The organism is Pseudomonas koreensis, assembly GCF_024169245.1.
Taxonomy (GTDB): Bacteria; Pseudomonadota; Gammaproteobacteria; order Pseudomonadales; family Pseudomonadaceae; genus Aquipseudomonas; species Aquipseudomonas koreensis_F.
In genome coordinates, this window is sequence record NZ_JALJWP010000001.1 from 29,103 (window position 1) to 54,324 (window position 25,222).

The window sequence follows — 25,222 nt, forward strand, 5'->3', positions numbered from 1 at the left end:
ATGCTCAGTACAGCGCAGGACACCGTGGCTCTGGAACTGGCAATTGGCGAAGGAAAAGGATGCCCAGGATGACAACAGCATGCCAGCCTCTGGCAGGCACGACATGAACCGGCCAACCGCGCACATCAATCGTCGTGTGCTGATCGTCGACGACAGTCCGGCGATCCATGGCGATTTCGCCAAGATTCTCAGTCCGGTCATCCTGGACGACGAGGGTCTGGGCGAAACCGAGAATTTGTTGTTCGGCACTCCGTCCGCCAGACAATCCCAGCAGTTCGAACTCGATTCGGCCTTCCAGGGCCGCGAAGCCCTCGACAGAGTCGAAGCCGCGCTGGCAGAAAACCGCCCCTATGCGATGGCGTTCATCGACATGCGCATGCCACCGGGCTGGGATGGCCTGGAAACCATCGAACGGCTGTGGCAAGTCGATCCCCGATTGCAAGTTGCGCTGTGCACGGCCTATTCCGATTATTCCTGGGAAGAAATCGACCGGCGTCTGGAGCTGAATGACCGGTTGCTGATTCTGAAAAAACCCTTCGACGCGATCGAGATCCGGCAGATGGCCAGCGCCCTCACGGTCAAATGGCAAATGACCGAAGACGCCGAACTGAAGATGAACCTGCTGGAAAATGCAGTCCAGGAGCGCACCCGCGAGCTGTCCGACGCCAACATCATTGTGCAGAACAGCCCGACCATCCTGTACCGCTTGCGCGGTGATCCCTCGTTCGCGTTGATGTATATCTCCCACAACATTACCCGCTACGGCCATGTCGCCGCCGATCTGGTGGGCTCGCCAGACTGGGCGCAGGTGCTGATTCACCCGGACGATCACGCCAGCGTCGACGCAGCCATGGCCCGGGTTATGGATCGGCATGCATCGGGCGCTTCCATAGAATTTCGCATGCGCACCGGCCAGGGCACCTGGCGCTGGGTGGAAAACCGCTACATCCCGGTGCGCGATCATGACGGCCGACTATTGGAGGTCGAAGGCATCATCCTCGACATCACCGAACGTCGTCTGGCCGAGGACAAACTGGCCTTGCTGGCCCGCTCCGATGGCCTGACGGGCCTGGCCAACCGCGCCACCCTGATCGAACGCCTGCATCAGGCATTCGCTGCCGCGCGCCGGGGCGCCATGCCGTTTGCGGTGTTTTATCTGGATCTGGACCACTTCAAGCGGATCAATGACACCCTGGGTCACCCGGTGGGCGATCTGCTGCTGCAGGAAGTCGCCCGGCGCATCAAATCCGGCGTGCGGGAAAACGACGTGGTGGCGCGCCTGGGCGGTGACGAATTCGCGATCCTGCAACTGGACGTCAGTGACCCGACCCAATCGGCCGCGATGGCCGCCAATATCCGCGACACGTTGCTCGCGCCCTACAACCTGGCCGGCAATGCGCTGCACATTTCGGTGAGCATCGGTATCAGCAGTTACAACGATCTGAGCCTCGATGCCGACAGCCTGCTCGGGCAGGCCGATATGGCGCTGTATCGGGCCAAGGAAATGGGCCGCAACCAGTATCACTTCCATTCCGAGGCAATCTCCCGGGAAATGGCGGATCGCATGACCCTGATCAGCGAATTGATGACAGCCCTCGAGAACCATGAACTGATGTTGCGTTATGCACCGGAAGTTGATCAGCACAGCGGCCGGATTCTGGGCATGGAGGCGCAGATCCTCTGGCAGCATCCGCGCCTCGGCCTGTTGCCGGCCTGCGATTTCGTGCCGATCGCGGAGAAAACCGGCGCGATCATTCCGCTCGGACGCTGGGTGCTGAATCACGCCTGCCAGCAGATGCATCTGTGGCGTAACGAAGGGGTCGCACCGCCGGTGATGGCGATTAAACTTTCGCTGGCGCAACTCAAGAGCGGTCCGGAACTCATCTACGACGTGCTGCGCACCACCGCCCGCTGGGAACTCGCCCCCTGGGACCTGCGCTTCGATGTTACCGAGGCCACGCTGGCCCAGACCAAATGGACGCACAACGATGCGTTGCCGCGCCTGCGTGAACTGGGTGTGACCATCGCCATCGATGATTTCGGCACCGAATACTCCTCGTTCGACTACCTGAAAACCTACCGGGTCAATCACCTCAAACTGGCCCAGAGCTTCGTCGACAGTGCCGCCCACGATGTCGCCGGCGCCAACGCCCTGCGTGCCATCGTCAACTTCGCCCGGGACCTGGACATCGGCATCATCGCTGATGGCCAACCGTCGCCGGACCTGCCTTGCGCGACCGTCGCCGCGCCCCCGCTGCCCAGCGCCCGCGGGCGGTATTTCAGCGCGGCGGTCAGCGCCGAGCAGGCCGGGCGTTTGCTCAAGGAAAGTTGCCGTCGGGCGCCGAAGGAGGACGAGGCATGAAAACGCCTTTTCCGCAGACCAACCGGCGCATTCTGGTCATCGACGACACGCCGGCGATCCATGAGGACTTTCGCAAGATCCTCGCGCCGCAGGTTGCGGACACCGGCGATCTGCAGCAACTGGAACAGACCTTGTTCGGCACCCATCAGGCGCCGCACCCGAGCTTCCAGATCGACTCCGCCTATCAGGGCCAGGAAGCGCTCGCACTGGTCAAACGAGCATTGGCCAACGGCACCCCCTATGCGCTTGCCTTCATCGACATGCGCATGCCGCCCGGCTGGGACGGCCTGGAAACCATCGAGCAACTGTGGCTGGTCGATCCGAACCTGCAAATCGCCTTGTGCACGGCGTACAGCGACTACAGCTGGGAGGCGATGGCCGAACGGCTGGAGTTCGGCGACCAGTTGCTGATCCTGAAAAAACCGTTCGACAGCCTGGAAATCCGCCAGATGGCCAACGCCCTGACCTGGAAGTGGCAGCTGGCGCAGGACGCAGCGCTGAAGATGCTCAGCCTTGAGCGGACCATCGAGGCGCGGGTTCACGAACTGCTCAAGGTTTCGCACCTGCTGCAATACGACAGCCTGACGGAACTGCCCAACAGCACCTTGCTGGGCGATCGCCTGAGCCAGGCCATGGCTGTCTGCCGGCGCCATGACAGGCAACTGGTGGTGATGTTCCTTGGTCTGGATCGTTTCAAGCGCATAAACAATGCGCTGGGCCATCCGGCGGGTGACGACATACTCAAACAGACCGCCCGGCAACTGTTGGCCTGCGTGCGTGATTCGGACTCGGTGTTTCGCTACGGCTCCGACGAGTTCGTCGTGATCCTCGGCGACATCAACCATCCCCTGCAAACCCGCGGCATCGCGGAGAAACTCCTCGCCGCCATTCGCCTGCCGCAGACGATTGCCGGCCATGATGTCAGCGTCACCGCCAGCCTGGGCATCAGCGTCTACCCTGATGACGGTCTCGAGGCCATCGAACTGATCAAGAAAGCCGAGACCGCGATGCGCAACGTCAAGGAACAGGGGCCCGACAACATCGGCTTCTTTATCGAGGCCATGAACCAGCACGCCCGCGAACAGCAGAGCATCGAGTCAGGGATTCGCCGCGCTCTGCAAAACCACGAACTGGTTCTGCACTATCAGCCCAAGATCGACCTGCGCAGTGCCAGAGTGGTGGGTGCCGAAGCCCTGGTGCGCTGGCAGAAACCGGGGCATGGCTGGGTCTACCCGGCGGACTTCATCCCGGTGGCCGAGGACAGCGGCCTGATCGTACCGCTGAGCAAATGGGTACTGGCCGAAGCCTGTCGTCAGACCCGCGCCTGGCAAGTGGCCGGGCTGCCACCGATCCGCATGTCGGTGAACACCTCGCCCATCGATTTTCGCCAGCGTGACTTCGTCGCAGGCATCGAGCACGTACTCGAGCAGACAGGACTGGCGCCCGAGTGGCTGGAGCTGGAAATCACCGAAGGCGTACTGATGCAAAACGTCGAGGCGACGATGACGGCGCTCAATCGCCTGAAAGTGCTGGGCACGCGCCTGGCGATCGATGACTTCGGCACCGGCTATTCCAGCCTGAGCTACCTGAGGCGGTTTCCCATCGACGTGCTGAAGATCGACCAATCTTTCATTCGCAACCTGTGCAACGACCGCAACGATGCCGCGCTGGTGAGCGCGATCATCAACCTGGGCAAGAGTCTTGGGCTGAACGTTATCGCCGAGGGCATCGAAACCGCCGAACAACTGGCCTTTCTCAAGGCCCATCACTGCGAAGAAGGCCAAGGGCACTTTTTCAGCAAAGCCCTGCCAGCCGACGCGTTCGCACGCTTGCTGGCCGGCACGCAACCCGCGCCGTGGGCGATCTGATGAACACTTTGAAACCGGCCTTGAGTCAGGGAGACGATTGCCAATGAGCCTTTACCACCACGCCATGACGTTGCTGCTGTGCGGATTGTGTGCCGGGGCCGCTGCCGAGCCGCTGGACGAGCCGCTCAAACCGTTGCCCGCGGCTGCGCAGCAGGACGCCCGGCACGTGGAACTCGGTCGGCGGTTATTCCACGAGCCACGGTTATCGATCAACAACACGCTGTCCTGCGCCAGCTGTCACCAACTGGACAAGAACGGTGCCGACAGCCGCGCCTTGTCTCTGGGCTTCGACGGCAGACCGGTAGCGTTCAACACGCCGACGGTGTTCAACGCTGTCCTCAACTTTCGCCAGTTCTGGGATGGCCGCGTCGAAACCCTGGAAGAACAAAGCAACGTCGTCATCACCAGCCCCCATGAAATGGGCAGCAACTGGAACACGGTCATCGAGCGGCTCGGCCAAAACCCCGACTATCGCCGCGACTTCGCCGCCCTCTTCCCGGACGGTGTGACCAGAGCCAATGTCCAGCAGGCGCTGGCCAGCTTCGAACGCACCCTGCTGACGCCCGACTCACGTTTCGATCAATACCTGCTGGGCAACACCGACATCCTCACCCTGGAGGAAAAGTACGGTTATCAGCGCTTCAAGGAGTACGGCTGCATTGCCTGCCATCAAGGGGTGAACATCGGCGGCAACATGTTCCAGAAATTCGGCGTGTTCGGCGATTACCTCGCCGATCGCGGCAACCCCACCGTGGCCGATCAGGGCCGCTTCAATGTCACCGGCGATGAAGCGGATCGGGCCGTATTCAGGGTGCCGAGCCTGCGCAATGTCGCGATCACCGCACCGTATTTTCACGATGGCTCGGCGCCCACCCTCGAGCGGGCGGTGGATGTGATGTTCCAGTACCAGTTGGGGCGCATGCCAAGCGAAGAGGACAAACGACTGATCATTCTGTTTCTCAAGACCCTCACCGGCCAATGGGCGGGCTCACTATGATCAACATCTCCCGTCGGCGCAGTCTGCTGTTGCTCACGCTGGTCGCCATGGCCCTGGCCTCGATCCTGCTGTTTCTCTACTTCAAGTCCAGCTCCGACCAGAACATGACGTACACCGAGTCGCGGGATCTGATCCGGCAGATCAAGCAGCAGAACTCGCTGTGGGAAAACGAGGTCCTCAAGGCCAGGGTCGCGCTCACCCACAACTACGATCCGCTGGTGTCGCCGATGAACGAGATGAACCGGCTGTGGGAGCGCTTCGACGCGATAGAGTCCGGGCATGGACGCAAAGACTCGGCGCAATGGAACGACGCCCACGAGAACTTCCGCCAAGCGATGCAGGAAAAGACCCGTCTGGTCGAACAGTTCAAATCGCAGAATGCGCTGTTGCGCAACTCCCTGGCCTTTCTGCCCACGGCTGAAGACGACATCCTGCAACAGCTGGCCAGCCTGTCGGACTTCGATAAATTGCAGCTGCAAAACATCATCACCGATACCTACGACTTGCTGCTCAGCGCCCTGGAATTCGCCCAGGTCACCTCCGACGACAGGGCCGCCGACATCGAGGTCGGCCTGAACAAACTGAAGGTGAACGCCGAACGCCTGCCACCGGCATTTGAAACGCCGATCAGGATCCTGAGCAACCACATCGCCCTGATTGCTCGCGAACAGCCACGGGTCAACCAGTTACTCGAGAGCATCGAAACCATTCCAGTGGCCGAACGCCTGGACGTCATCACCACCATGCTCGACCACGATCAGCAGCGCGCCGATCAGGTCGACCGGCAGTACCACGTCTACCTGTTATTGTTTTCGGTGCTGTTGGTGTTGTCGCTGGTGTGGCTGGCCATCCGCCTGATTGGCAGTTTCGCCGAGATCAACCGGGTAAACAGTGCCCTGCAAACGGCCAACGATGTACTGGAGCAACGGGTCGAGGAGCGCACCCGGGAACTCAGGGACGCGCAAAGCGAACTGCTCGGCGCGGCACGTCAGGCCGGCATGGCGGAAATCGCCACCAACGTGCTGCACAACGTCGGCAACGTACTCAACAGCGTGAACATCTCCAGCGACCTGATCACACGCAAGCTGCGCAGCAGCAAATCCCAGGGTCTGGGCAAGGCCATGCAAATGATCAACGAACACCCGCATGACCTCGGCGCCTTCCTCAGCGAAGACGCCAAAGGCAAATTGCTCCCCGGCTACCTCAACCAATTGGTGGTCGCCATTGCCCAGGAGCAGCAGGAAATGCTCGACGAACTGAACCAGATGAACAAGAGCGTCGATCACATCAAGGACATCGTCGCCACCCAGCAGTCCTACGCTGGCGCCAGCAGCATGACCGAGCCGCTGTTGATCAACGAGTTGCTCGAAGACGCGTTGCGCATGAACGCCGGTGCCCTGACCCGGCACCACGTCACGGTGGTCAGGGAATATGCGGATGTGCCGCAGGTGATGGGCGACAAACACCGCTTGCTGCTGATCCTGATCAACCTCATCAGCAACGCCAAATACGCCATGTCCGACCTCAGCAACCGCCCACGCACCATGACCCTGGCAGTAAAAATCGTCGATGACGGCTTCCTCGAAATCAGCGTCAAGGACGATGGCGAAGGCATCGCACCGGAGAACATGACACGGATCTTTGCTCACGGTTTTACCACCCGCAAGGAAGGCCACGGGTTCGGCCTGCACAGTTGTGCCCTGGCCGCGATCGAAATGAACGGGCGCCTCACCGCGCACAGTGACGGCCCGGGCAAAGGTGCGTTGTTCACCCTGCAGATACCGCTGATTACCGTAACGGAGCACGCATGAGCGAACTGTCGAACCGCCGCATTCTGCTGATCGACGACATGCCGTCGATTCACGAAGACTTCCGCAAGATTCTTGCGCCGCCAGCGGCGCAGTCAGTGGAACTGGACGAGATGGAGGCCGCCCTGTTCGGTGCCCAGACCCGCCCCCGGCGCCCGCTGTTCGAGCTCGATTCAGCCTATGGCGGCGAAGAAGGCCTGGGCAAACTGATGCAGGCGCTGAAAGAGCAACGCCCCTACGCGCTGGCCTTCGTCGACATGCGCATGCCCGATGGCTGGGACGGCGCGAAAACCATCGAACATCTCTGGCAGCACGATCCGCAGTTGCAGGTAGTGGTCTGTACCGCCTACTCGGATTATTCCTGGGATGAACTGCTGGAACGCCTGCAGGCGCATGACCGCTTGCTGATTCTGAAAAAACCGTTCGACAACATCGAAGTGCAGCAGATGGCCAACACCCTGCTGACCAAATGGCAGATGACCGAACGTGCATCATTGCAGATGCATCATCTGGAACACCTGGTCGATCAGCGCACCGCCCAGTTCAAGCAGGCCAGCGAAGAACTGCAACGGGAAATCGATGAGCGCAAGCAACTGGAAAGTCAGTTGGTGCAGTCGGAAAAACTCGCTTCACTGGGCCAACTGGCGGCCGGCGTGGCCCATGAAATCAATAATCCGATCGGCTTCATCTCCTCCAATCTCGGCACCCTCGACGGCTACTTCAAACAATTGCTGAGCGTACTCGATGCCTGGCAAACGCTCGGGCCCACGCCAGACAGCGAGTCCGTGGCGCGGCTTGAGCAGTTGCGCCAAGACGTCGATCTGGACTTTCTCCTCGAAGACATTCCGGTGCTGATCCGCGAGTCCAAGGAAGGCATCGGCCGGGTCGGGCAGATCGTCAAGGACCTGAAGGATTTCTCCCGGGTCGATACCAACCAGCAATGGCAGTGGGCCAATCTGCAACAAGGCATAGAGTCGACCCTGAACATTGTCGCCAGCGAGCTGAAGTACAAGGCCGACCTGATCAAGGAATATCAGCCCTTGCCGGATATCGAGTGTCTGCCGTCACAAATCAATCAGGTGATCATGAACCTGGTGGTCAATGCGGCTCAGGCCATGGGGCCCGAACGCGGCACCATCACCTTGCGCATCGGGCAACAACAGGAAACTGCCTGGGTGGAGGTTGCCGATACCGGCGCGGGGATTGCGCCGGATATCCTGCAGAAAATCTTCGATCCGTTTTTCACCACCAAACCGGTCGGCCAGGGCACCGGGCTTGGCCTGTCCCTGTCTTACGGCATCGTTAAAAAACACGGAGGAGAAATCTCGGTACGCAGCGAGCCGGGCGTGGGCACGACCTTTCGCGTCGAGTTGCCGATGCGTCAGAGTCGGCCCGCTGCGTGAAGCCGTCTCAGGCGGCTTCCTGAAAATCCATCTCCGGTGGCTGGCGACGGAAGCCGCCCGTCAGCACCGCCAGATACACCACGCCAATCGCCAGCCAGCTCAGGCCCAGATACACCGCCAGATGATCAAGGCTGACCATCAGCCACAAATCAGCCACCAGCCCGATGAAGGGGAAGATCAGAAACAGCAACAACTCGCGCAGGCCCTTTTTCTCGCCGCCGATCCAGTAATGGAAGATCACCGACAGATTCACCAGACTGAATGCCAGGAACGCGCCGAAGTTGATGAACGAGGTCGAGGTGGTGACGTCGAGTTTCAGCGCCAGCAAGGCCACCACGGCGCAGAGCAGGATGCTGTTGACCGGTGTGCCGAAGCGCGCGTGCAACGTGCCGAAGAAGGACTTGGGCAAGACGCCGTCGCGGCCCATGGCGAACAACAGTCGCGAACCGCTGGCCTGGGCCGACAGTCCCGAGGCGAACTGGCCGACGATCAGGCCGATCAGGAAGATCGAGACGAACAGATCACCACCGATGTTGCGCGCGATTTCATAAGCAGCCGAGTCGACGCTGTCGAAATGGAACGACGGATGAGCGATCTGCACGAAGTACGAGACGCCGACGAAGATCAGGCCGCCGATCAAGGTGATCAGCATGATCGCCCGGGGAATGGTGCGGCGTGGATCGCGGGTTTCTTCGGTCAGGGTGCTGACTGCGTCGAAGCCGAGGAACGAATAGCAAGCGATCGCCGCGCCGCTCATGATCAGCGGCAGCTGCATGTCGCCGTTGAAAAACGGCTTGATCGACCACAACGGCGTACCCGCATCGCCACCGATGTAGTGCACGCACAGCGCAACGAAGGCGATCAGCACGAGGAACTGCACCAGCATCAGCAAGGCGTTGATGCCGTTGGCCAGTTTCAGGCCGATGATGTTGATCGCACTGGTGATACCGATGAACGCGAGCACCCAGATCCATTGCGGGATCGATGGGAAGGCCGACGTCAGGTAAGCCGCGCCGATCAACCAGATGGCCATGGGCAGAAACAGATAATCGAGCAACACCGCCCAACCGGCGATAAAGCCGAGTTTGGGGCTGATCGCCTTGCGCACGTAGCTGTAAGCCGAGCCCGCGACAGGGAACGCGGCGGCCATGCGCCCGTAACTCATGGCGGTGAAGAACATCGCCACCAGCGCCGCCAGATAAGCCGCAGGCACCATCCCAGCGGTGGTTTGGGCGAGGATGCCGAAGGTGCCGAGGACAATGATCGGCGTCATGTAGGCGATGCCGAACAGCACCACCGACCCTAGCGAAAGGGTGCGTTGCAAACGAGCCATGGGCGACTTACTCCGAATGTTATTGGATTTATGGCAGAGCCGGATTCGGCGAAAATTTTTCGGGTCTGTTTTGTTGTTGTGTGTGGCTTGCATCGTGGTTCGGCTTGAGATCTTTCCCCCCTCACCCCAGCCCTCTCCCCCAAGGGGGCGAGGGGGAAAGGGAGCCGATCTGTGTGGATTTCGATACCTGAGTTCGACTCGGCATCTCAGGTCGATGTATCTCGAAAGTACACCTCGGTCAGTCCCCTCTCCCTCCGGGAGAGGGCTAGGGTGAGGGCAGTGGTTATCAGTGTGGAATCAACAACTCGCGAACACCGCAAGCCTGCTCCACCACCTCTCCCGGCAACTTCAGACGCTGATCATCCAGATAGCGGTAATCCTTGCGCGCGATCTCCAGTTGCGTGAAATCCAGCTCGACCCTGAACTGCCCTTCTTCGCGCCCAGCCTCGAACAGCAGCGCCCCCAGCGGATCGACCAGCGCACTGCCGCCGGCAAACACCAGGCCGTCATCCCCTGCATCAACGCGATTGACCATCAGCGCAAACGCTTGGTTTTCCTGGGCGCGGGCCATGATCGCGGTGCGGTGGGTCGGGCCGTACGGGTCCATGTTGCCGTTGGTGACGATGAGCAATTCCACGCCCAGTTGCGCCAGGGCGCGGGCAGTTTCCGGGAACTCGATGTCGTAGCAGATCAACAGCCCGACGCGCACGCCGTTCCACACACAAGTGGCATAGCGGTCGCCGGCCTCGAACACGCCGCGATCCGACGCCCACAGATGAGTCTTGCGGTATTTCAGGGCAATGCCTTCTGGGGTGATCAGCAGCGTGGTGTTGTAGAAGCGGCCGTTGTCGTTTTCGGCCATGCCGATGACCACTGCGATGTTGCGCTCACGCGCCGCCGCGCACACGGCGCTGACGGTCGGGCCGTCGAGCGGTTCGGCGATTCGCGCCACGGTTTCGGCATTGGGAAAGCCCATCAGGTGGGTTTCCGGGAACACGATCATTTGCGTGTCGGCCGCGCAGGCAGCAATCGCCGTCAGTGCGCGCTGGAGGTTGTAAGCCGTGTCATTGTCACGGCCCGCCAGTTGGGCGAGTTCGACTTTCATGAGAATTCCTTGTTGTGAGCGCCGAGCCTGGAAAGATTGCCCGGTGCCTGTCTGTGGGCCAGTATGCGCAGCAAGCAACCGGCCAGGGAATCACGCGGCCGGGGTAACCCGATAGGGGTAGATCGATGACACTTTCGTTGAATGACATCACTTGGCACCGCGCTGTCGGGCAACTGATCGACGCGCTGGACAAGCCGAATTTCTGGGCGCAACTGGTGCGTCTGCTCGAGCAGTACGTGACGTTCGATAGCTGGGTCGTGCTGCTGTTCAGCGCCGAACAGCATCCGCAAGTCTTCGCCGAATGCCCGGGTGAGGACGGTAGCCCGGACCCATTGTTCCAGGATTATCTGCGTGGTCTGTACTTGCTCGATCCGTTCTACATCGCCTGCCGCGAGCAGTCGCGAACCGGGCTCTATCGCCTCTCGGAAGTCGCGCCGGAGCATTTCGAGCTGACCGAGTATTACCAGCGATACTTTCGTCTGAATGTGGTGGCGGACGAAATCCAGTTCAATTGCCAGCTCGAAGGGGAGCGCACGCTGTGCCTGTCGCTGGGCAGTGAAAAACGTTTCACTGGTGAGCAGATTGCTTTGCTGTCATTGATTCAGCCGTGGGTACTGGGTCTGCTGCGCCAGCGCTTGCCGTACGAGATCAACGAAACCGTCGCCCTCGCCGCCGCACCGGCGCAGGCCGACTGGCGCGTGCAACTGGAAGCGTCGGTGCAACAGCTCAAGGGCGCCCAACTGACCGCGCGGGAACTGGATGTCGGGCGTTTGATGCTCAGCGGTTGCTCCAGCAAAGAAATCGCCCGTAAGCTGGAAATCTCCGTGGAAACCGTGAAAGTCCATAAGAAACACATGTACAGCAAGCTGGGGATCAAATCCCAGTCCGAGCTGTTTTCGATTTTTTTGCAGGCGCAGAACGCCTGAACGCTTGATGAAATTGCTTTATGTAGGAGTGAGCCTGCTCGCGATGGCGTCGGGTCAGTGAAATCGTTTGCAGCTGATATACCGCTATCGCGAGCAGGCTCACTCCTACAGGGGAATGGTGTTCATCCCTAAATCTTCGATGAATATTCCGAGTCCGAACCAGGGAAACCGTATGAGCCTGTCGCTGCTGAGCCGCTACGCCTTCTTTGCCGCCTGTGTGATTTTCACCCTCGCCAGCCTGCCTTTCCTCGAACATGACTGGCTGTGGCCGATCACCGCCGTCACTGGCGTGCTGAGCCTGCTCGGGATCTTCGACCTGTTGCAGACGCGCCACGCGGTGCGCCGCAATTACCCGATTCTGGGCAATATCCGTTATCTGGTCGAAGGCATCCGCCCGGAGATTCGCCAGTATCTGCTCGAGTCCGACAGCGACGCCCTGCCCTTCTCCCGCGCGCAGCGTTCGCTGGTGTACTCGCGAGCGAAAAACGAGACCGCCGACAAACCGTTCGGCACGTTGATCGACGTCTATCAGTCCGGCTTCGAATTCATCGGCCATTCGATGCGTCCGGCGCCGTTGAGCGATCCGAACGGTTTCCGCGTCACTGTCGGCGGCCCGCAGTGCACGCAGCCGTACTCGGCGTCGATCTTCAATATTTCGGCGATGAGCTTCGGCTCGCTCAGTGCCAACGCCATCCGCGCCTTGAACCAGGGCGCGAAACTCGGCAACTTCGCCCACGACACCGGTGAAGGCAGCATCAGCCCATATCACCGCGAGCACGGCGGCGACCTGACGTGGGAATTGGGCAGCGGCTACTTCGGCTGCCGCACCAGCGATGGCCGTTTCGACCCGGAGCGTTTCGCCGCGCAGGCACAGAACCCGCAGGTGCGCATGATCGAAATCAAGATGAGCCAAGGCGCCAAACCCGGCCACGGCGGCATCCTGCCCAAGCACAAGGTCACCCGGGAAATCGCCGAAACCCGTGGCATCCTGATGGGCGAGGACTGCGTCTCGCCATCGCGCCACAGTGCGTTTTCCACACCGATTGAAATGATGCAGTTCATCCAGCAACTGCGTGAACTGTCCGGCGGCAAACCGGTGGGTTTCAAGTTCTGTCTCGGACATCCATGGGAATTCATGGGCATTGCCAAGGCCATGCTGGAAACCGGCATCCTTCCCGATTTCATCGTCGTCGATGGCAAGGAAGGCGGCACTGGCGCAGCCCCTGTCGAGTTCACCGACCACATCGGCGTGCCGATGCGCGAAGGTCTGCTGTTTGTGCACAACACGCTGGTCGGCCTCAACCTGCGCGACAAGATCAAACTCGGCGCCAGCGGCAAGATCGTCAGCGCCTTCGACATCGCCAGCGTGCTGGCCATCGGCGCCGACTGGGCCAACTCCGCGCGCGGCTTCATGTTCGCCATCGGCTGCATCCAGTCGCAAAGTTGCCACACCAACAAATGCCCGACCGGCGTCGCCACCCAGGACGCCCTGCGCCAACGCGCTCTGGTGGTGCCGGACAAGGCCCAGCGCGTCTACAACTTCCATCGCAGCACGCTCAAAGCGCTGGCGGAAATGCTCGCGGCAGCCGGGCTCGAGCATCCGTCGCAACTGTCGGCCAAGCACTTGGTGCGGCGCATGTCGGCGACCGAGATCAAGTTGTTTTCGCAGCTGCATGTGTTTCTGAAACCGGGGGAATTGCTCACCGGCGAAGTGAATGGCGAGTTCTATTCGCGGATGTGGCAGATGGCGCGGGCGGACAGTTTTGAGCCGCTGGAAGTAGCGGCCGCGTAGCACTGACAATCACTGTTGACCACTGACAACAAAGCCCCGATCTCGCGACCGGGGCTTTGTTGTTTTCAGGCGTCAGAATTCAGGAAACCGAACGCACCGGGTCTTGCGACACCTGGGTCGGCTGCAACTTGAACACGTAGAACAACACCGTCAGCAACAGCAGAAACGCCGGGCCTACATACAACGCCACGCGGGTATCCGGGAAGTACGCCATCAGGCCGACCACCAGCACCAGAAACGCCAGTGCGAAGTACGAGCTGACCGGGTACAGCCACATCTTGTACTTGAGGCCGGCACGTTCGCTGGCGCTCAGGCCTTTGCGGAATTTCAGTTGCGCCAGCAGGATCATCACCCAGGTCCAGATCGCACCGAAGGTGGCGATCGAGGTAACCCAGACGAAGACTTTTTCCGGCACCAGATAATTGAGCATTACGCCCAGCAGCAATACCGCAATCGACAGCAGCAGCGCACGACGCGGCACACCGTTGTTCGAAGTCTTGGCGAAACCGGTCGGGGCCTGGCCGTTCTGCGCCAGGCTGTAGAGCATGCGCCCGGTGCTGAAGATGCCGCCGTTGCACGACGACAGCGCCGCAGTGATCACCACGAAGTTGATGATGCCGGCGGCGGTCTTGATGCCCAGACGCTCGAAGGTCATCACGAACGGGCTGCCCTGGGTGCCGATTTCATTCCACGGATAGATCGACAGAATCACGAACAGTGCGCCGACGTAGAACAGCAGAATTCGCCAGAACACCGAGCCGATCGCGTCCGGAATGGTCTTTTGCGGGTTCTTCGCTTCACCGGCGGTCAGGCCGATCATCTCGACGCCGAGGTAGGCGAACATGACCATTTGCAGCGACATCAGCACACCGGTCACGCCGTTGGGCATGAAACCGCCGTGCGCCCACAGATTGGAAATGCCCAGCGCCAGGCCGTCATTGCCGAAACCGAAGGCAATGATGCCGACGCCGCCGATCACCATGGCGATGATGGTGACGATCTTGATCAGGGCGAACCAGAATTCGAATTCGCCGAAGGCTTTGACCGCGATCAGGTTGATCGAGCCCATGCTGATCAGCGCCGCGAGGGCCCAGATCCAGCGCGGCACATCGGGGAACCAGATACCCATGTACACCGCCACGGCGGTGATTTCCGCAACACAGGTCACCAGCCACAGAAACCAGTAGTTCCAGCCCGTGAGGAAACCGGCCAACGGCCCGAGATAATCTTGCGCGTAGCGGCTGAACGAACCGGCCACCGGGTTGTGCACGGCCATTTCGCCGAGGGCGCGCATGATCACCAGGATCGCCAGACCGCCAAGAATGTAGGAAAGCATGATCGCCGGGCCGGCCATTTCAATGGCCTTGGCCGAGCCTAAAAACAGACCGACGCCGATACAGGCACCGAGCGCCATCAGGCGGATATGCCGTTCGCCGAGTTCGCGTTTGAGCGGACCGCCCGAAGCGGTATCGCCGTGAGGCAGAGAATTGCCGACTGGCATAGGGGTACAACCTCGTCTTGTTATTGGATATGACCACCGGGTTTCGAAGCGTCGGCCGATAGGCCTTGGCTGGGCAGGAAACCGCGTCGGCTTCGTGGGCGGACGCGTCTTGCAGGACGGGCCTGAAAGATCAGCGGGGCGTGCAGTATAAAAACCTTGTCGCAGGTCTTTTCACTCTATAAATCACAAGATTCAGCGGGAGTTGTCGGGGATATGCCAGTTGACCGAGGCGATCAACTGGCAACTGTAGGAAAACTCGCTGCCAAAAAATCGCGGCGAGTATTGCACAAGGAGGGTGCAGCGTCTTTGCTTCGTGCGGTTTCAACTGAGCAGTCGGGCGCTACGCCGCGTTGCTTTGCAGCGCTTGGGACGCAACTGTTGTCACCCGCTTGGTTCCCGTTCTGATGACTTTCTCACCGGAATATACCTTGACCAGCCGGGGCGAGCTTTCGAACCAGCCCGGTTCCGTTCGGGAATAGGCGGCGATCTCCGGTGCGCCGCGCTGAGACTGATAATGCAGTACCCACTCCTGCGCAACCCGGTCGTATTTCATGTAGGCAAATGACGTCAGGATCATGTAGGCATTGCCCTGCTCATCGTTAAGCAAGCCGTACTCCGGAAACTCCATAGCCGTGCTCAGGCCCCATCCATGCTCATGGGCAGGGAGATCATTGTATTGAGCCGCTTCCCTGCCGGCCTCGACATGGCGCACGCGTAGAACATTCTCGCTCATTTGATCCACAACCCACGAACACCCACCGAAGGCAGGTGTGAAAACATGGTCAGGCTCTCCCCATCCCGGATGCACTGGAATATCCACATAGCCACCTTGAGGCGCCCAGTATCCGTGCACGGTATCGTTCTGGCCGGGTAGCTCGCCTGCCGCGAGATCGACGAACTTGATCGCGTTGAACTCACTCTGCAACGTTGAGGTGTGTGTCAGCCGCTCCATGGAAAACATCATTTGCCCGCCGCCAAGCTTGTAATTGGCTTGCGTAGCAATGTCGAACGGATGCGTACCAACGGAATACTGCGCCGTCTGCGGATTGAACAGCCCGGCACTGATCGATACATTGCCAAACTCCGGCGCCGACAGCGCTGCATGGATATTGGTCGACCTGACGGAATAGGGTACGAACTTGAACTCACCCCAATCGTAGGACAAATGCCGCACGTCCCGGAGCGCCACGACCTCGATCCGCGGTTCCCACAGGCCATTGGGCAATTGCTCTCGGTGGAAGGGTGGACGCACCCAGACCGGCCTGCCAGAGACACCCGGCTGCGGTCCGCTGACGACGTCCGTCTCATGAAAATCATCGGTGATATCGCCGCCGAACAGCGACTGCGGTTGCCATTGATCCGGCGCCACTTGCCGGTATCTGCGAGGCGTCAGTTCATCGAAATTCGAATCGACGAGGAGAACGTCGACCGCTTCCGCATTCAGGGTGAAATCATTCTTGACGCGGTACACCGCGACCTTGCCCCGCTCATCTATATTGCGAATATAACGACGCTGTCCGTCAGCACTTTGCAAAATCCCTTTGCCTGCCGGGCTGAGGCGAGCGACTTCGGATGGTCTGACGGCATCGCGACGAAACTGCCTGTTACTGAACCCGGCCGGTGTCGGTTCGACGGATGTCGAAGGAGGGGGTAACGCATGTTGCCATTCGCCAGCTCCGTCTTGTTCAACAATCGGCTGGTAAGCCTGCGGTTTGTTCGGGTGAAGAATTCTCGCTTGCCCGGTGGCCGGTTCGATGACTTTCTCGAAGACGCCGTCCTCGACCTTCACATAGTGTCTGGCGCCGACCGCAAACTGATTCTGGGGATCAGGCTTCACGTCTGCCAACGATACATCGCTTCGGTAAGGCGCAAGGTCAGGCTTCCACAATCGCTTCTGTCCACTGGGCATTTCAATCGGCGTGAATTCCGAATGAACGCCGGCCAGCAACGGCAGCGTCGCCACACCAATGCCGATGTTTTCCAGCACGTCGGTGATGTGTTCCCAACCGGCTTCCCTGTCGCCCTTACTGAGATCTTCAAGCCCCTCCAGCGCCTCGTCCATCAACTGCACGGCCGACACCCCGAGCATGACCAATCCCAATGGAGGTACCGCAAAGGACAGCACATTCAGTGCGGCCAGGCCGACTTCAAGGAATATCGCGAGCAAGGATTGCTCATCCCGCACATCGGCATCGGCATTGGACACAGCAGCCTCGCGGGCATCGCTGAAAATCCGCTGGTTGAACTCCCGCTGCAATGTCGTCCAGACGTCATAGTGCCGGGCCCAGGGATCACCTGATGGATCCAGCACTCTGAGCTGCAGAAGAAAGTCGGGATCGTGCTTTTGCCGACGGGTTTCATGGTCCCATAGCCGTGGTTTGCCTGACGCTGTCGGAACCTCTTCGGTAAAGCTGTAATAGAACGTCGACCGATCCTTGTAACGCATGAAACGGCTGAAGAATCGTTGATAAGCCGTTGGCGCCTTGGGCGAGTCACTTTCAGCGCGACGCACGAACTGTTCGATCAACCGGGCCTTGAGCTCCGTCATGGATGTGTAGTGCTTAACGGGATGATCGGGGTCATCGGGAATGTAGGCAATGAAATCGTTATTGGCAAAACCGTCAACGGTTGGCAGCAGATTGTCCAGAATGCTTTCATCGCCCGGCTCGGCGATCTCGAAAATGATGCAGCTGTGCACGGGCAACTCATTAAAGCTCAAACTGCGATACCACAATGTCTTGCCGTCGACATGAACATGTTCCTTCCCTTCAATACTCGATATCAGTGCTTCAAAATGCTCGCGGCGAATATCACCTTTACACAGTGCAATATAACTCGCAGCCCTCAGCGCCGTTTTCTGGTAGTTAACGAAGCGTTTGTTCAACTCGTCCCGAGCACTGCCGTCAGCCCAATGAAGTTCAGTATGCATATGGGCCTGATACTGTTTCCCGAGATCGAGCAACCTGCACAGATCGATAAACTCATGAACACCAAGCCCGACTTCGACTACCTCCCCTCCCGATGCTGCCGTATAGCAATTCGCCTTGAAAAAGAACATCGGCTTTTTTTCAGCCGGATGGTTTTGCAGGGCGGAGTCAAGCAGCGAAGCGGGTGGAATTTGCGAGGTGTGGAAATCGCGTTTACCGGATAAATCCACAAGCACCCGATTGACGTCCAGATCGAGGCCAAACCTTTCTTTGATGGCCATTGCCAGCAACGGCGCGGCGAATTCATGAGGTGTTTTCACCGATGCCATGGCGTTATTGAGCAACGTGTGCGCGGTCAAACTTTGTTCTATCAGCCATTGAGCTTCTTCGCGTTGTTTCGGCGACGCACTCTTTAGCCACAGTGGTGCATTGGCATCAAACGTCTTTAACATCTCAAGGTTTTCTTTTGACATATTCAACAATGGCGACGGCGTTGCGGCCTTAACAATACCGACATGTTCGGCAATGCTGAAAACCTGACCACGAGATTCAAACATGACTTCATTCCAGACAAATAAAATTAAAGCCTGAGTTAACATCAAAACATTCAACAGGCGAAGCCGATGAGTACTACCGAACTTTAGCAACTTATATTCATACAAATAACCGTTACGAAATCGTTACACCCGTGTGCTTTTGATTCGCAGTCTTTCAACACGCCACATCGCATCGCATTCTCCGTGCCGTACCTCCAGGCCTGCCCCTGGCCGCACATTTTTTTCACCGACCCCAACCACCGTCTAAGCTTCAGACAAGTCCGATCAATCTGCGTGAATGGATCAGTCGACTATGGGCGCTTTGTGGCAAACCGATTCGAGTAAAACCGTGGTTCAGACTGAACGTGTGAATGAAGCGCCTGGCCCTGAAAAAACCCGCCGCAACCGGCATGGGTGGAAGGCTTTCTGGCTGTTGTTTTTGATCATCGCGGTGGTGGTGGGACTCGCTGCGTCAAAGGAAATGCGCACCTCGCGCTTCCAGGCGCGGGAGCTGAGCCAGTACGCCGCGTCGCTGACCTACAAACTTGAACCCGGCCCCAGCGAAGCGATTCGCTATCCGGGCAACGGGCCGTTCGATCTGCGCCTGGGTTACAGCTCGCTCGACGAATTCCTGCCGCGCCTGCTCAAGCGCAACTACGTGATCACTGAGCAGACGCGCTTCTCCCCTGCCCTGCTCGGTTACACCGACAAAGGCCTGTTCGTGCCGTATTCGGAAAAGATTCAGGCCGGGCTGTCGATCACCGATTGCCGGGGCGCGCCGCTGTATCGATACAACTATCCGCAGCAACTGTATGCCGACTTCGCGGCGATTCCACCGGTGGTGGTCAGCAGCCTGCTGTTCATCGAAAACCGCTTTCTCCTCGACCCGAAACAACCGTTGGCCAACCCGGCGGTAGACTGGCCGCGCTTCGGCATGGCGGCGTGGTCGCAAGTGGCGAAGTTGCTACACCTGCCCGGCCAGTCGGCGGGCGGCAGTACGCTGGCCACGCAACTGGAGAAGTATCGACATTCGCCGGACGGCCTGACCGCGTCGGGCGCCGAGAAACTGCGCCAGATGTTTTCGGCCAGCGTGCGGGCTTATCAGGATGGCCCGCAAACCCTTGGTGCGCGACAGAACATCGTGCGTGACTACCTCAACAGCGTGCCACTGTCGGCAGTGCCGGGGCATGGCGAAGTCCACGGTATGGCCGAAGGCTTGCGGGTCTGGTACGGCAGTGATTTCAGCAAAGCCAATGAGCAACTGAACAGCCCGGCGACGGACCCACAGACCATGGCCGCCAAAGGTCTGGCCCTGCGCGAAATGCTTTCGCTGATGATCGCCCAGCGCCGTCCATCGTTTTACCTGACCAGAGGCCGCGAGGATCTTGCCAGTCTGACCGACAGCCACCTGCGCCTGCTCAAACAGAACGGCGTGATCGACAGCGCCCTCGCCGACGCCGCGCTGGCCAGCACGGTGTCGTACCGCGACTGGCAGACCCAGCCAACGATGCAACCGATCGAAACCAACAAAGGCATCAGCGTTGCCCGCAGCCGCCTGGCGAGCATGCTCAACCGGCCGCTGTACGACCTCGATCGCCTCGACCTGTCGGCCACCAGCACCCTGCAGGGCGATCTGCAAACCCAGGCCACCGCCTACCTGAAAAAACTCGCCGACCCGGCTTACGCTGCGGAAATCGGCCTGCTCGGCGAACGCTTGCTGACGCCGACCAGCACCACGCAAGTACGCTACAGCTTCACCCTGTTCGAACTGACCCCGGACGGCTCGCGCGTACGGGTGCAGACCGACAGCACCGACCAACCGTTCGACATCAACGAAGGCAGCAAACTCGAACTTGGCTCGACAGCGAAAATGCGCGTGCTGACCACCTACCTGCAAATCGTCGCCGAGCTGCACGACAAGTACGGCGCCATGGGCGTGGCGGAACTGAAAAAGGTCGAAGTGCCGGATCAGGATCGCCTCAGTCGCTGGGTCATCGACTACCTGATCCAGAACAAGGATCACGACCTGTCGAAGCTGCTCGGCGCCGCGCTTGATCGCAAATATTCGGCGAGCCCCGGCGAGGCGTTTTTTACCGGCGGCGGTTTGCACACCTTTCACAACTTTCGCAAAGAGGACAACGGTCGCCTGCCCACTTTGCGCGATTCATTGCGCGAGTCGATCAACCTGCCGTTCATTCGTCTGATGCGCGACATCGTCCGTTACACCACCTACTCAGGGCCGAACGCCGAATTGCTCAAGGATGATCGCGACCCGCGCCGTCAGGAATACCTGGCCAGTTTTGCCGACCGCGAAGGCACCTCGTTCCTGCTCAAGTTCTGGAAGAAGTACAGGAACAAGGACACCCAGGCGCGTCTCGATACCTTCCTCGACAGCATGCGCCCGACGCCGATCCGCATGGCGGCCGTGCATCGTTATCTGCTGCCGGAGGCCAGCCAGGAAGATTTCAACCGGTTCGTGCGCTCGCACCTCAAGGGCACCAGGCTCAACGAAAAACTCACTGACGAGCGTCTGATCCGCCTCTACGATTCTTATGGCCCCGGCAGTTACGATTTGCCTGATCAGGGCTTCATCGCCAAGGTCCATCCACTCGATTTGTGGATGATGGGTTACCTGCTGCATCACCCGGAGGCAACCTTCAGCGAGATCGTCAAGGCCAGCCATTTCGAACGCCAGGAAGTCTACAGCTGGCTGTTCAAGAGTCGGCACAAGGGCGCCCGCGACAGTCGCATTCGCACCATGCTCGAGATCGAAGCGTTTCTCGATATTCATCAGCGCTGGCAGAAAGTCGGCTACCCGTTCGATCACCTGGTGCCGTCGCTGGCCACTGCCATTGGCAGTTCCGGCGACCGCCCCGCCGCGCTGGCCGAGCTGATCGGCACCATCCTCAACGACGGCGTGCGCATGCCGACGCTGCGCATCGACAGCCTGCATTTCGCTGCCGGCACACCTTACGAAACCAAAGTGGTCAACGATCCGCATGTGGGTAAACGGGTAATGCCGGTGGAAGTCGCGCGAGCCATGCGCGAAGCGCTGTCGCAAGTGGTCGATGCCGGTACGGCCAAACGGGTGTCCGGCAGTTTCAAATTGCCTGACGGCACGCCGCTGGCCATGGGCGGTAAAACCGGCACCGGCGACAACCGCATCGCGGCGATCGGTTCCGGCGGGCGAATCATCAGTTCAAAGTCGATCAACCGCACGGCGACCTTCGTGTTCTACATCGGCGACCACCACTTCGGCACCCTCACCGCGTTCGTGCCCGGGCGCTCGGCGGAGAACTTCAAGTTCACCTCGGCCCTGCCCACACAGGTGCTCAAGGGCATGGCGCCGATTCTCACGCCGTATCTGCAACCGGGCAGTGACTCGCAATGTCGTCCGGCGGAAAACCCACCCGTGGTCACCACCGGCCCTGCGCAGCCGGCAATTCTTTCCGGATGAAACATCGCGTCACCGCTCTTGCTCCTGTCCCGCCAGATTCGGCATGAGCCGCCTGAGCGGAATCGCGCTTAACCTACCTCCGAATCCCAGATCACCGTGACATTGCCCGAATAGCTGCGGGCATAGCCGTCCTTGAGCATTTCATCCACCGCATCGCGGGCCACTTCGAAGTGCAGCGTGCCGACCTTGCGGTCCAGATAGAAGCCCGGCTGAAACAGCTCGGTGCCCGTGCCATCGCGCAGCAAGCGCCGGCGATTGACCGCTTGCCCGGCGCCATCGGTCAGCCCGTTGGGCAGGCTGACGCTGACTTCCAGCGGTGCCACATGGCCGGCGGTCGACTCCCCCAGCGCGCAGCTGTTGTCGACGACGTACTGGCATTCGATGTTCATCTTGAAGCGGCTCGAGGCCGAGATATTGAACGTCTGGTCACGCACCAGCCGAGTCGGCTTGCGCCCCTCGTTCAGCCACGACTGCCAGCCGCCCACCGGCTCCAGTACCACGCGGTTGCCACCGGGAGGAATGTCGACCTTCATGGTGTGCGTGACCTTCAGATTGAAGTTGAGGGTCAGAATCGAATCGCTCGGGATCATCACATCGCCCATGTCGAAATCCATGTTCGGCCCGACGGTGTAGGTGATGGAACCGGTGTAGTCGCCTGACTCCATCTTCAGCGGATCCGGCGTGCGCAGTTCATAGGCATAAACGAAAAACAGATAGCGCATGGACGGCGGAATATCGAACTTCGCCTGCTTGCTACAGGCCCCCGCGCCCGTCGGCACTTTCCAGAAACTGTTGTAGCCCACTTCTCCGGCGGAAAAAGTACCGACGCCCTGGCACGGCGCCGGGGCGTGCATCCACGCGCCGCCCGCCCACAGATCGTCCCACCCGCCACCTCCGGTCAACTTGACCACCGTGTCTGGCAGCTGCGTTTCATGACCGATACCGGCAATTCTCAACTGCACGATCTGCGTATCACCGGAAGAGTGAGTGACAGTAATGTTCTGCCAATGTGAGGGCACTCTGGCCATCCCGCCCTGACGAGGATCAGTGTGGTTGGCCTGAATCGCCGCGTTGGCCGTGAACGGTATCTGGGCGATCAGACTGAACAGCCCCACAGGCTCACAAGCCCAGGGCGCTTGCCGACAAAAACCCTCGGATGGCGTCTGGTTCTTGAACTGGTTTTTTTGCGGATTGGCAAAATCCGGCTCGAAGGTCGCTTCAATGTTATGGACTTCAGCCGCCGCTGCCCCGGCCATCAGCGACAGCGCCAAAGCGCTCCACACGCTGCTCTTCGGCAAGCGCAGAGACCGTATGCAATAGCTACCCATGATCTGTTTTCCTCAAAATGGCGTCGGAACATCCGAAGTTTCCCTGGTGACACAGCGCAATCGACAATTCGCCTAACCCACTTCCGAATCCCAGATCACCGTGACATTGCCCGAATAGCTGCGGGCATAGCCGTCCTTGAGCATTTCATCCACCGCATCGCGGGCCACTTCGAAATGCAGCGTGCCGACCTTGCGATCCAGATAGAAGCCCGGCTGAAACAGCTCGGTGCCCGTGCCATCGCGCAGCAAGCGCCGGCGATTGACCGCTTGCCCGGCGCCATTGGTCAGCCCGTTGGGCAGGCTGACGCTGACTTCCAGCGGCGCTACATGGCCGGCGGTCGACTCCCATAACGCGCAGCTGTTGTCGACGACGTACTGGCACTCGATGTTCATCTTGAAGCGGCTCGAGGCCGAGATATTGAACGTCTGGTCGCGCACCAGCCGGGTCGGCTTGCGCCCCTGGTTCAGCCACGACTGCCAACCGCCCACCGGCTCCAGCACCACGCGGTTGCCGCCGGGAGGAATATCGACCTTCATGGTGTGCGTGACCTTCAGATTGAAATTGAGGGTCAGAATCGAATCGCTCGGGATCATCACATCGCCCATGTCGAAATCCATGTTCGGACCGACGGTGTAGGTGATGGAGCCGGTGTAGTCGCCCGCATCCATCTTCAGCGGATCCGGGGTGCGCAGTTCATAGGCGTAGACGAAAAACTGATAGCGCATGGACATCGGAATATCGAACAGGGCCTTTTTTGCACAGGTTCCCACGCCCTCGGGCACCCTCCAGAAACTGTTATAGCCATAATCGCCTGCCGTATAGTTACCGACCCCCACGCAGGGTGCCGGTGCCCAGGCCCAGCCTCCTCCTTCCCATAAATCGTCCCACCAGCCCTTGTCCGTCACGTCGTAGATCGGCAATGGCAGTGCTGTTTCGTGACCGATACCGGCGATCCTCAACTGGACGATGTGTGAATCACCCGAGGCGTGCGTAACCTGCACATCCCGCCAGCTGGAAGGCACCCTGGCCATACCGCCCTGACGCGGATCGGTGTGGTTGGCCATTATCGGCGCGTTGGCCGTGAACGGTATCCGGGCGATCAGACTGAACAGTCCCAGAGCCTCACAGTTCGCGGGCATCTGCCGACAGAACCCCTCCGACGGGGTCTGGTTCTTGAACTGGTTTTTTTGCGGGTTGGCAAAGTCCGGTTCGAAGGTCGCTTCGATGTTGTGCACTTCGGCCAATGCCGCAGCGCTGAACAACGTCAGCAGCAAACCGATCCATGGGCGGATGCCGGGGGGGCTGGAAAAACTCAAGGGTGTTCTCCTGAAAATATTTCGATAGCAGGGCTGTACGCGCCGACTCACTCGCCAGGCGCTCGAGCACTGAACAGCAACAGCACGTTGCCGGCGTAATCCCCGGGGCGGTAGCCTGCCTCCGGTTTGATGGGGTCGATCTGCAACAACACCCGTGCGCCCGCAGCGGCTTCGGCCTGCGACACCACCTCGCGCGGCGCCATCTCGGCGCTCAACTCCACCTTGTTGAACGTCACGCGCAGCCTGATATCGTCCGCCGGCCGACCGTTGGAAAGGTAAGGCTCGGACTCCAGCCGCGCCTCAATCGCACTGGTGTCGTGGCGCACATCAAAGTATTTGCGCACACTGCTCAGGCTTGAGGTCGAGTGATTCCAGTCGAGCCGCTGCGGCCGGTGAATCCAGTCCGGCTCCGCGGGAATGATGTAGAACGGTCGGCTTGGCACGTTCAGTGTCACTTCGAAAATGTGTTCTTCCCGAGCCGCCCAGGCCGCATCGCTGGTCAGGGCCGCCGCGGCTATCAGCGCGGCGACGGTGCATTGCTTGATCATGTTGGTTACCTGTT

The 25,222-nt window shown here is 59.8% G+C and carries 15 protein-coding genes; 8 read left to right on the forward strand and 7 right to left on the reverse strand.

Features of this window, described 5'->3' with window-relative positions:
- The first annotated feature begins 103 nt into the window (after positions 1 to 103).
- Genes J2Y90_RS00145 through J2Y90_RS00165 form a run of 5 tightly spaced genes read left to right on the forward strand, consistent with a single transcriptional unit; the run spans position 104 to position 8,438 of the window.
- Positions 104 to 2,362, forward strand: a complete 2,259-nt coding sequence (locus J2Y90_RS00145) for a GGDEF/EAL domain-containing response regulator (protein WP_253495551.1) — start codon at positions 104 to 106, stop codon at positions 2,360 to 2,362.
- Positions 2,359 to 4,230: a putative bifunctional diguanylate cyclase/phosphodiesterase gene (locus tag J2Y90_RS00150; protein ID WP_253495554.1), complete on the forward strand. Its 1,872-nt coding sequence runs from the start codon at positions 2,359 to 2,361 to the stop codon at positions 4,228 to 4,230. The genes J2Y90_RS00145 and J2Y90_RS00150 overlap by 4 nt, the downstream gene beginning before the upstream one ends.
- A gap of 43 nt (positions 4,231 to 4,273) precedes the next feature.
- A complete protein-coding gene (locus J2Y90_RS00155; protein ID WP_253495557.1) occupies positions 4,274 to 5,227 on the forward strand; it encodes a cytochrome-c peroxidase in 954 nt (317 codons plus the stop codon).
- Complete coding sequence (locus J2Y90_RS00160; RefSeq protein ID WP_253495561.1) at positions 5,224 to 7,038, forward strand: DAHL domain-containing protein; 1,815 nt, start codon at positions 5,224 to 5,226, stop codon at positions 7,036 to 7,038. The genes J2Y90_RS00155 and J2Y90_RS00160 overlap by 4 nt, the downstream gene beginning before the upstream one ends.
- A complete protein-coding gene (locus tag J2Y90_RS00165) occupies positions 7,035 to 8,438 on the forward strand; it encodes an ATP-binding protein (protein WP_253495564.1) in 1,404 nt (467 codons plus the stop codon). The genes J2Y90_RS00160 and J2Y90_RS00165 overlap by 4 nt, the downstream gene beginning before the upstream one ends.
- Before the next feature lie 7 nt (positions 8,439 to 8,445).
- Here J2Y90_RS00165 and J2Y90_RS00170 read toward each other — a convergent pair whose 3' ends face one another.
- Together J2Y90_RS00170 and J2Y90_RS00175 are read right to left on the reverse strand one after the other, a co-directional pair.
- The gene (locus J2Y90_RS00170) at positions 8,446 to 9,771 is read right to left on the reverse strand and encodes an APC family permease (protein ID WP_253495567.1); all 1,326 of its coding nucleotides are present in this window, start codon (positions 9,769 to 9,771) and stop codon (positions 8,446 to 8,448) included.
- Between the two features lie 286 nt (positions 9,772 to 10,057).
- The gene (locus tag J2Y90_RS00175; protein WP_253495571.1) at positions 10,058 to 10,876 is read right to left on the reverse strand and encodes a carbon-nitrogen hydrolase family protein; all 819 of its coding nucleotides are present in this window, start codon (positions 10,874 to 10,876) and stop codon (positions 10,058 to 10,060) included.
- A 125-nt stretch (positions 10,877 to 11,001) separates the two neighbouring features.
- On the opposite strand from J2Y90_RS00175, the gene J2Y90_RS00180 reads away from it, so the two are divergent.
- Positions 11,002 to 11,802 (forward strand): helix-turn-helix transcriptional regulator, encoded by an 801-nt coding sequence (locus J2Y90_RS00180; protein ID WP_253495574.1) that lies wholly within the window; start codon positions 11,002 to 11,004, stop codon positions 11,800 to 11,802.
- A gap of 172 nt (positions 11,803 to 11,974) precedes the next feature.
- Positions 11,975 to 13,594 (forward strand): FMN-binding glutamate synthase family protein, encoded by a 1,620-nt coding sequence (locus J2Y90_RS00185; protein WP_253495578.1) that lies wholly within the window; start codon positions 11,975 to 11,977, stop codon positions 13,592 to 13,594.
- Positions 13,595 to 13,673: 79 nt separating this feature from the next.
- Here J2Y90_RS00185 and J2Y90_RS00190 read toward each other — a convergent pair whose 3' ends face one another.
- Positions 13,674 to 15,095, reverse strand: coding sequence for an amino acid permease (locus J2Y90_RS00190; protein ID WP_253495581.1), 1,422 nt, complete (start codon positions 15,093 to 15,095; stop codon positions 13,674 to 13,676).
- Between the two features lie 340 nt (positions 15,096 to 15,435).
- Positions 15,436 to 18,579 (reverse strand): dermonecrotic toxin domain-containing protein, encoded by a 3,144-nt coding sequence (locus tag J2Y90_RS00195; RefSeq protein ID WP_253495584.1) that lies wholly within the window; start codon positions 18,577 to 18,579, stop codon positions 15,436 to 15,438.
- A 292-nt stretch (positions 18,580 to 18,871) separates the two neighbouring features.
- Here J2Y90_RS00195 and J2Y90_RS00200 point away from each other — a divergent pair, with 292 nt between their 5' ends.
- A complete protein-coding gene (locus tag J2Y90_RS00200; RefSeq protein ID WP_253495588.1) occupies positions 18,872 to 22,015 on the forward strand; it encodes a transglycosylase domain-containing protein in 3,144 nt (1,047 codons plus the stop codon).
- A gap of 68 nt (positions 22,016 to 22,083) precedes the next feature.
- On the opposite strand, the gene J2Y90_RS00205 is transcribed toward J2Y90_RS00200, so the two are convergent.
- From J2Y90_RS00205 to J2Y90_RS00215, 3 genes are all read right to left on the reverse strand, one after another.
- The gene (locus tag J2Y90_RS00205; RefSeq protein ID WP_253495591.1) at positions 22,084 to 23,343 is read right to left on the reverse strand and encodes a hypothetical protein; all 1,260 of its coding nucleotides are present in this window, start codon (positions 23,341 to 23,343) and stop codon (positions 22,084 to 22,086) included.
- A 72-nt stretch (positions 23,344 to 23,415) separates the two neighbouring features.
- Positions 23,416 to 24,660 carry a hypothetical protein gene (locus J2Y90_RS00210; protein WP_253495594.1) on the reverse strand — a complete coding sequence of 415 codons (1,245 nt, stop codon included), beginning with the start codon at positions 24,658 to 24,660 and terminating at the stop codon, positions 23,416 to 23,418.
- 47 nt (positions 24,661 to 24,707) lie between these two features.
- Positions 24,708 to 25,208, reverse strand: coding sequence for a CS1 type fimbrial major subunit (locus J2Y90_RS00215; protein WP_253495598.1), 501 nt, complete (start codon positions 25,206 to 25,208; stop codon positions 24,708 to 24,710).
- Between the last annotated feature and the right edge of the window lie 14 nt (positions 25,209 to 25,222).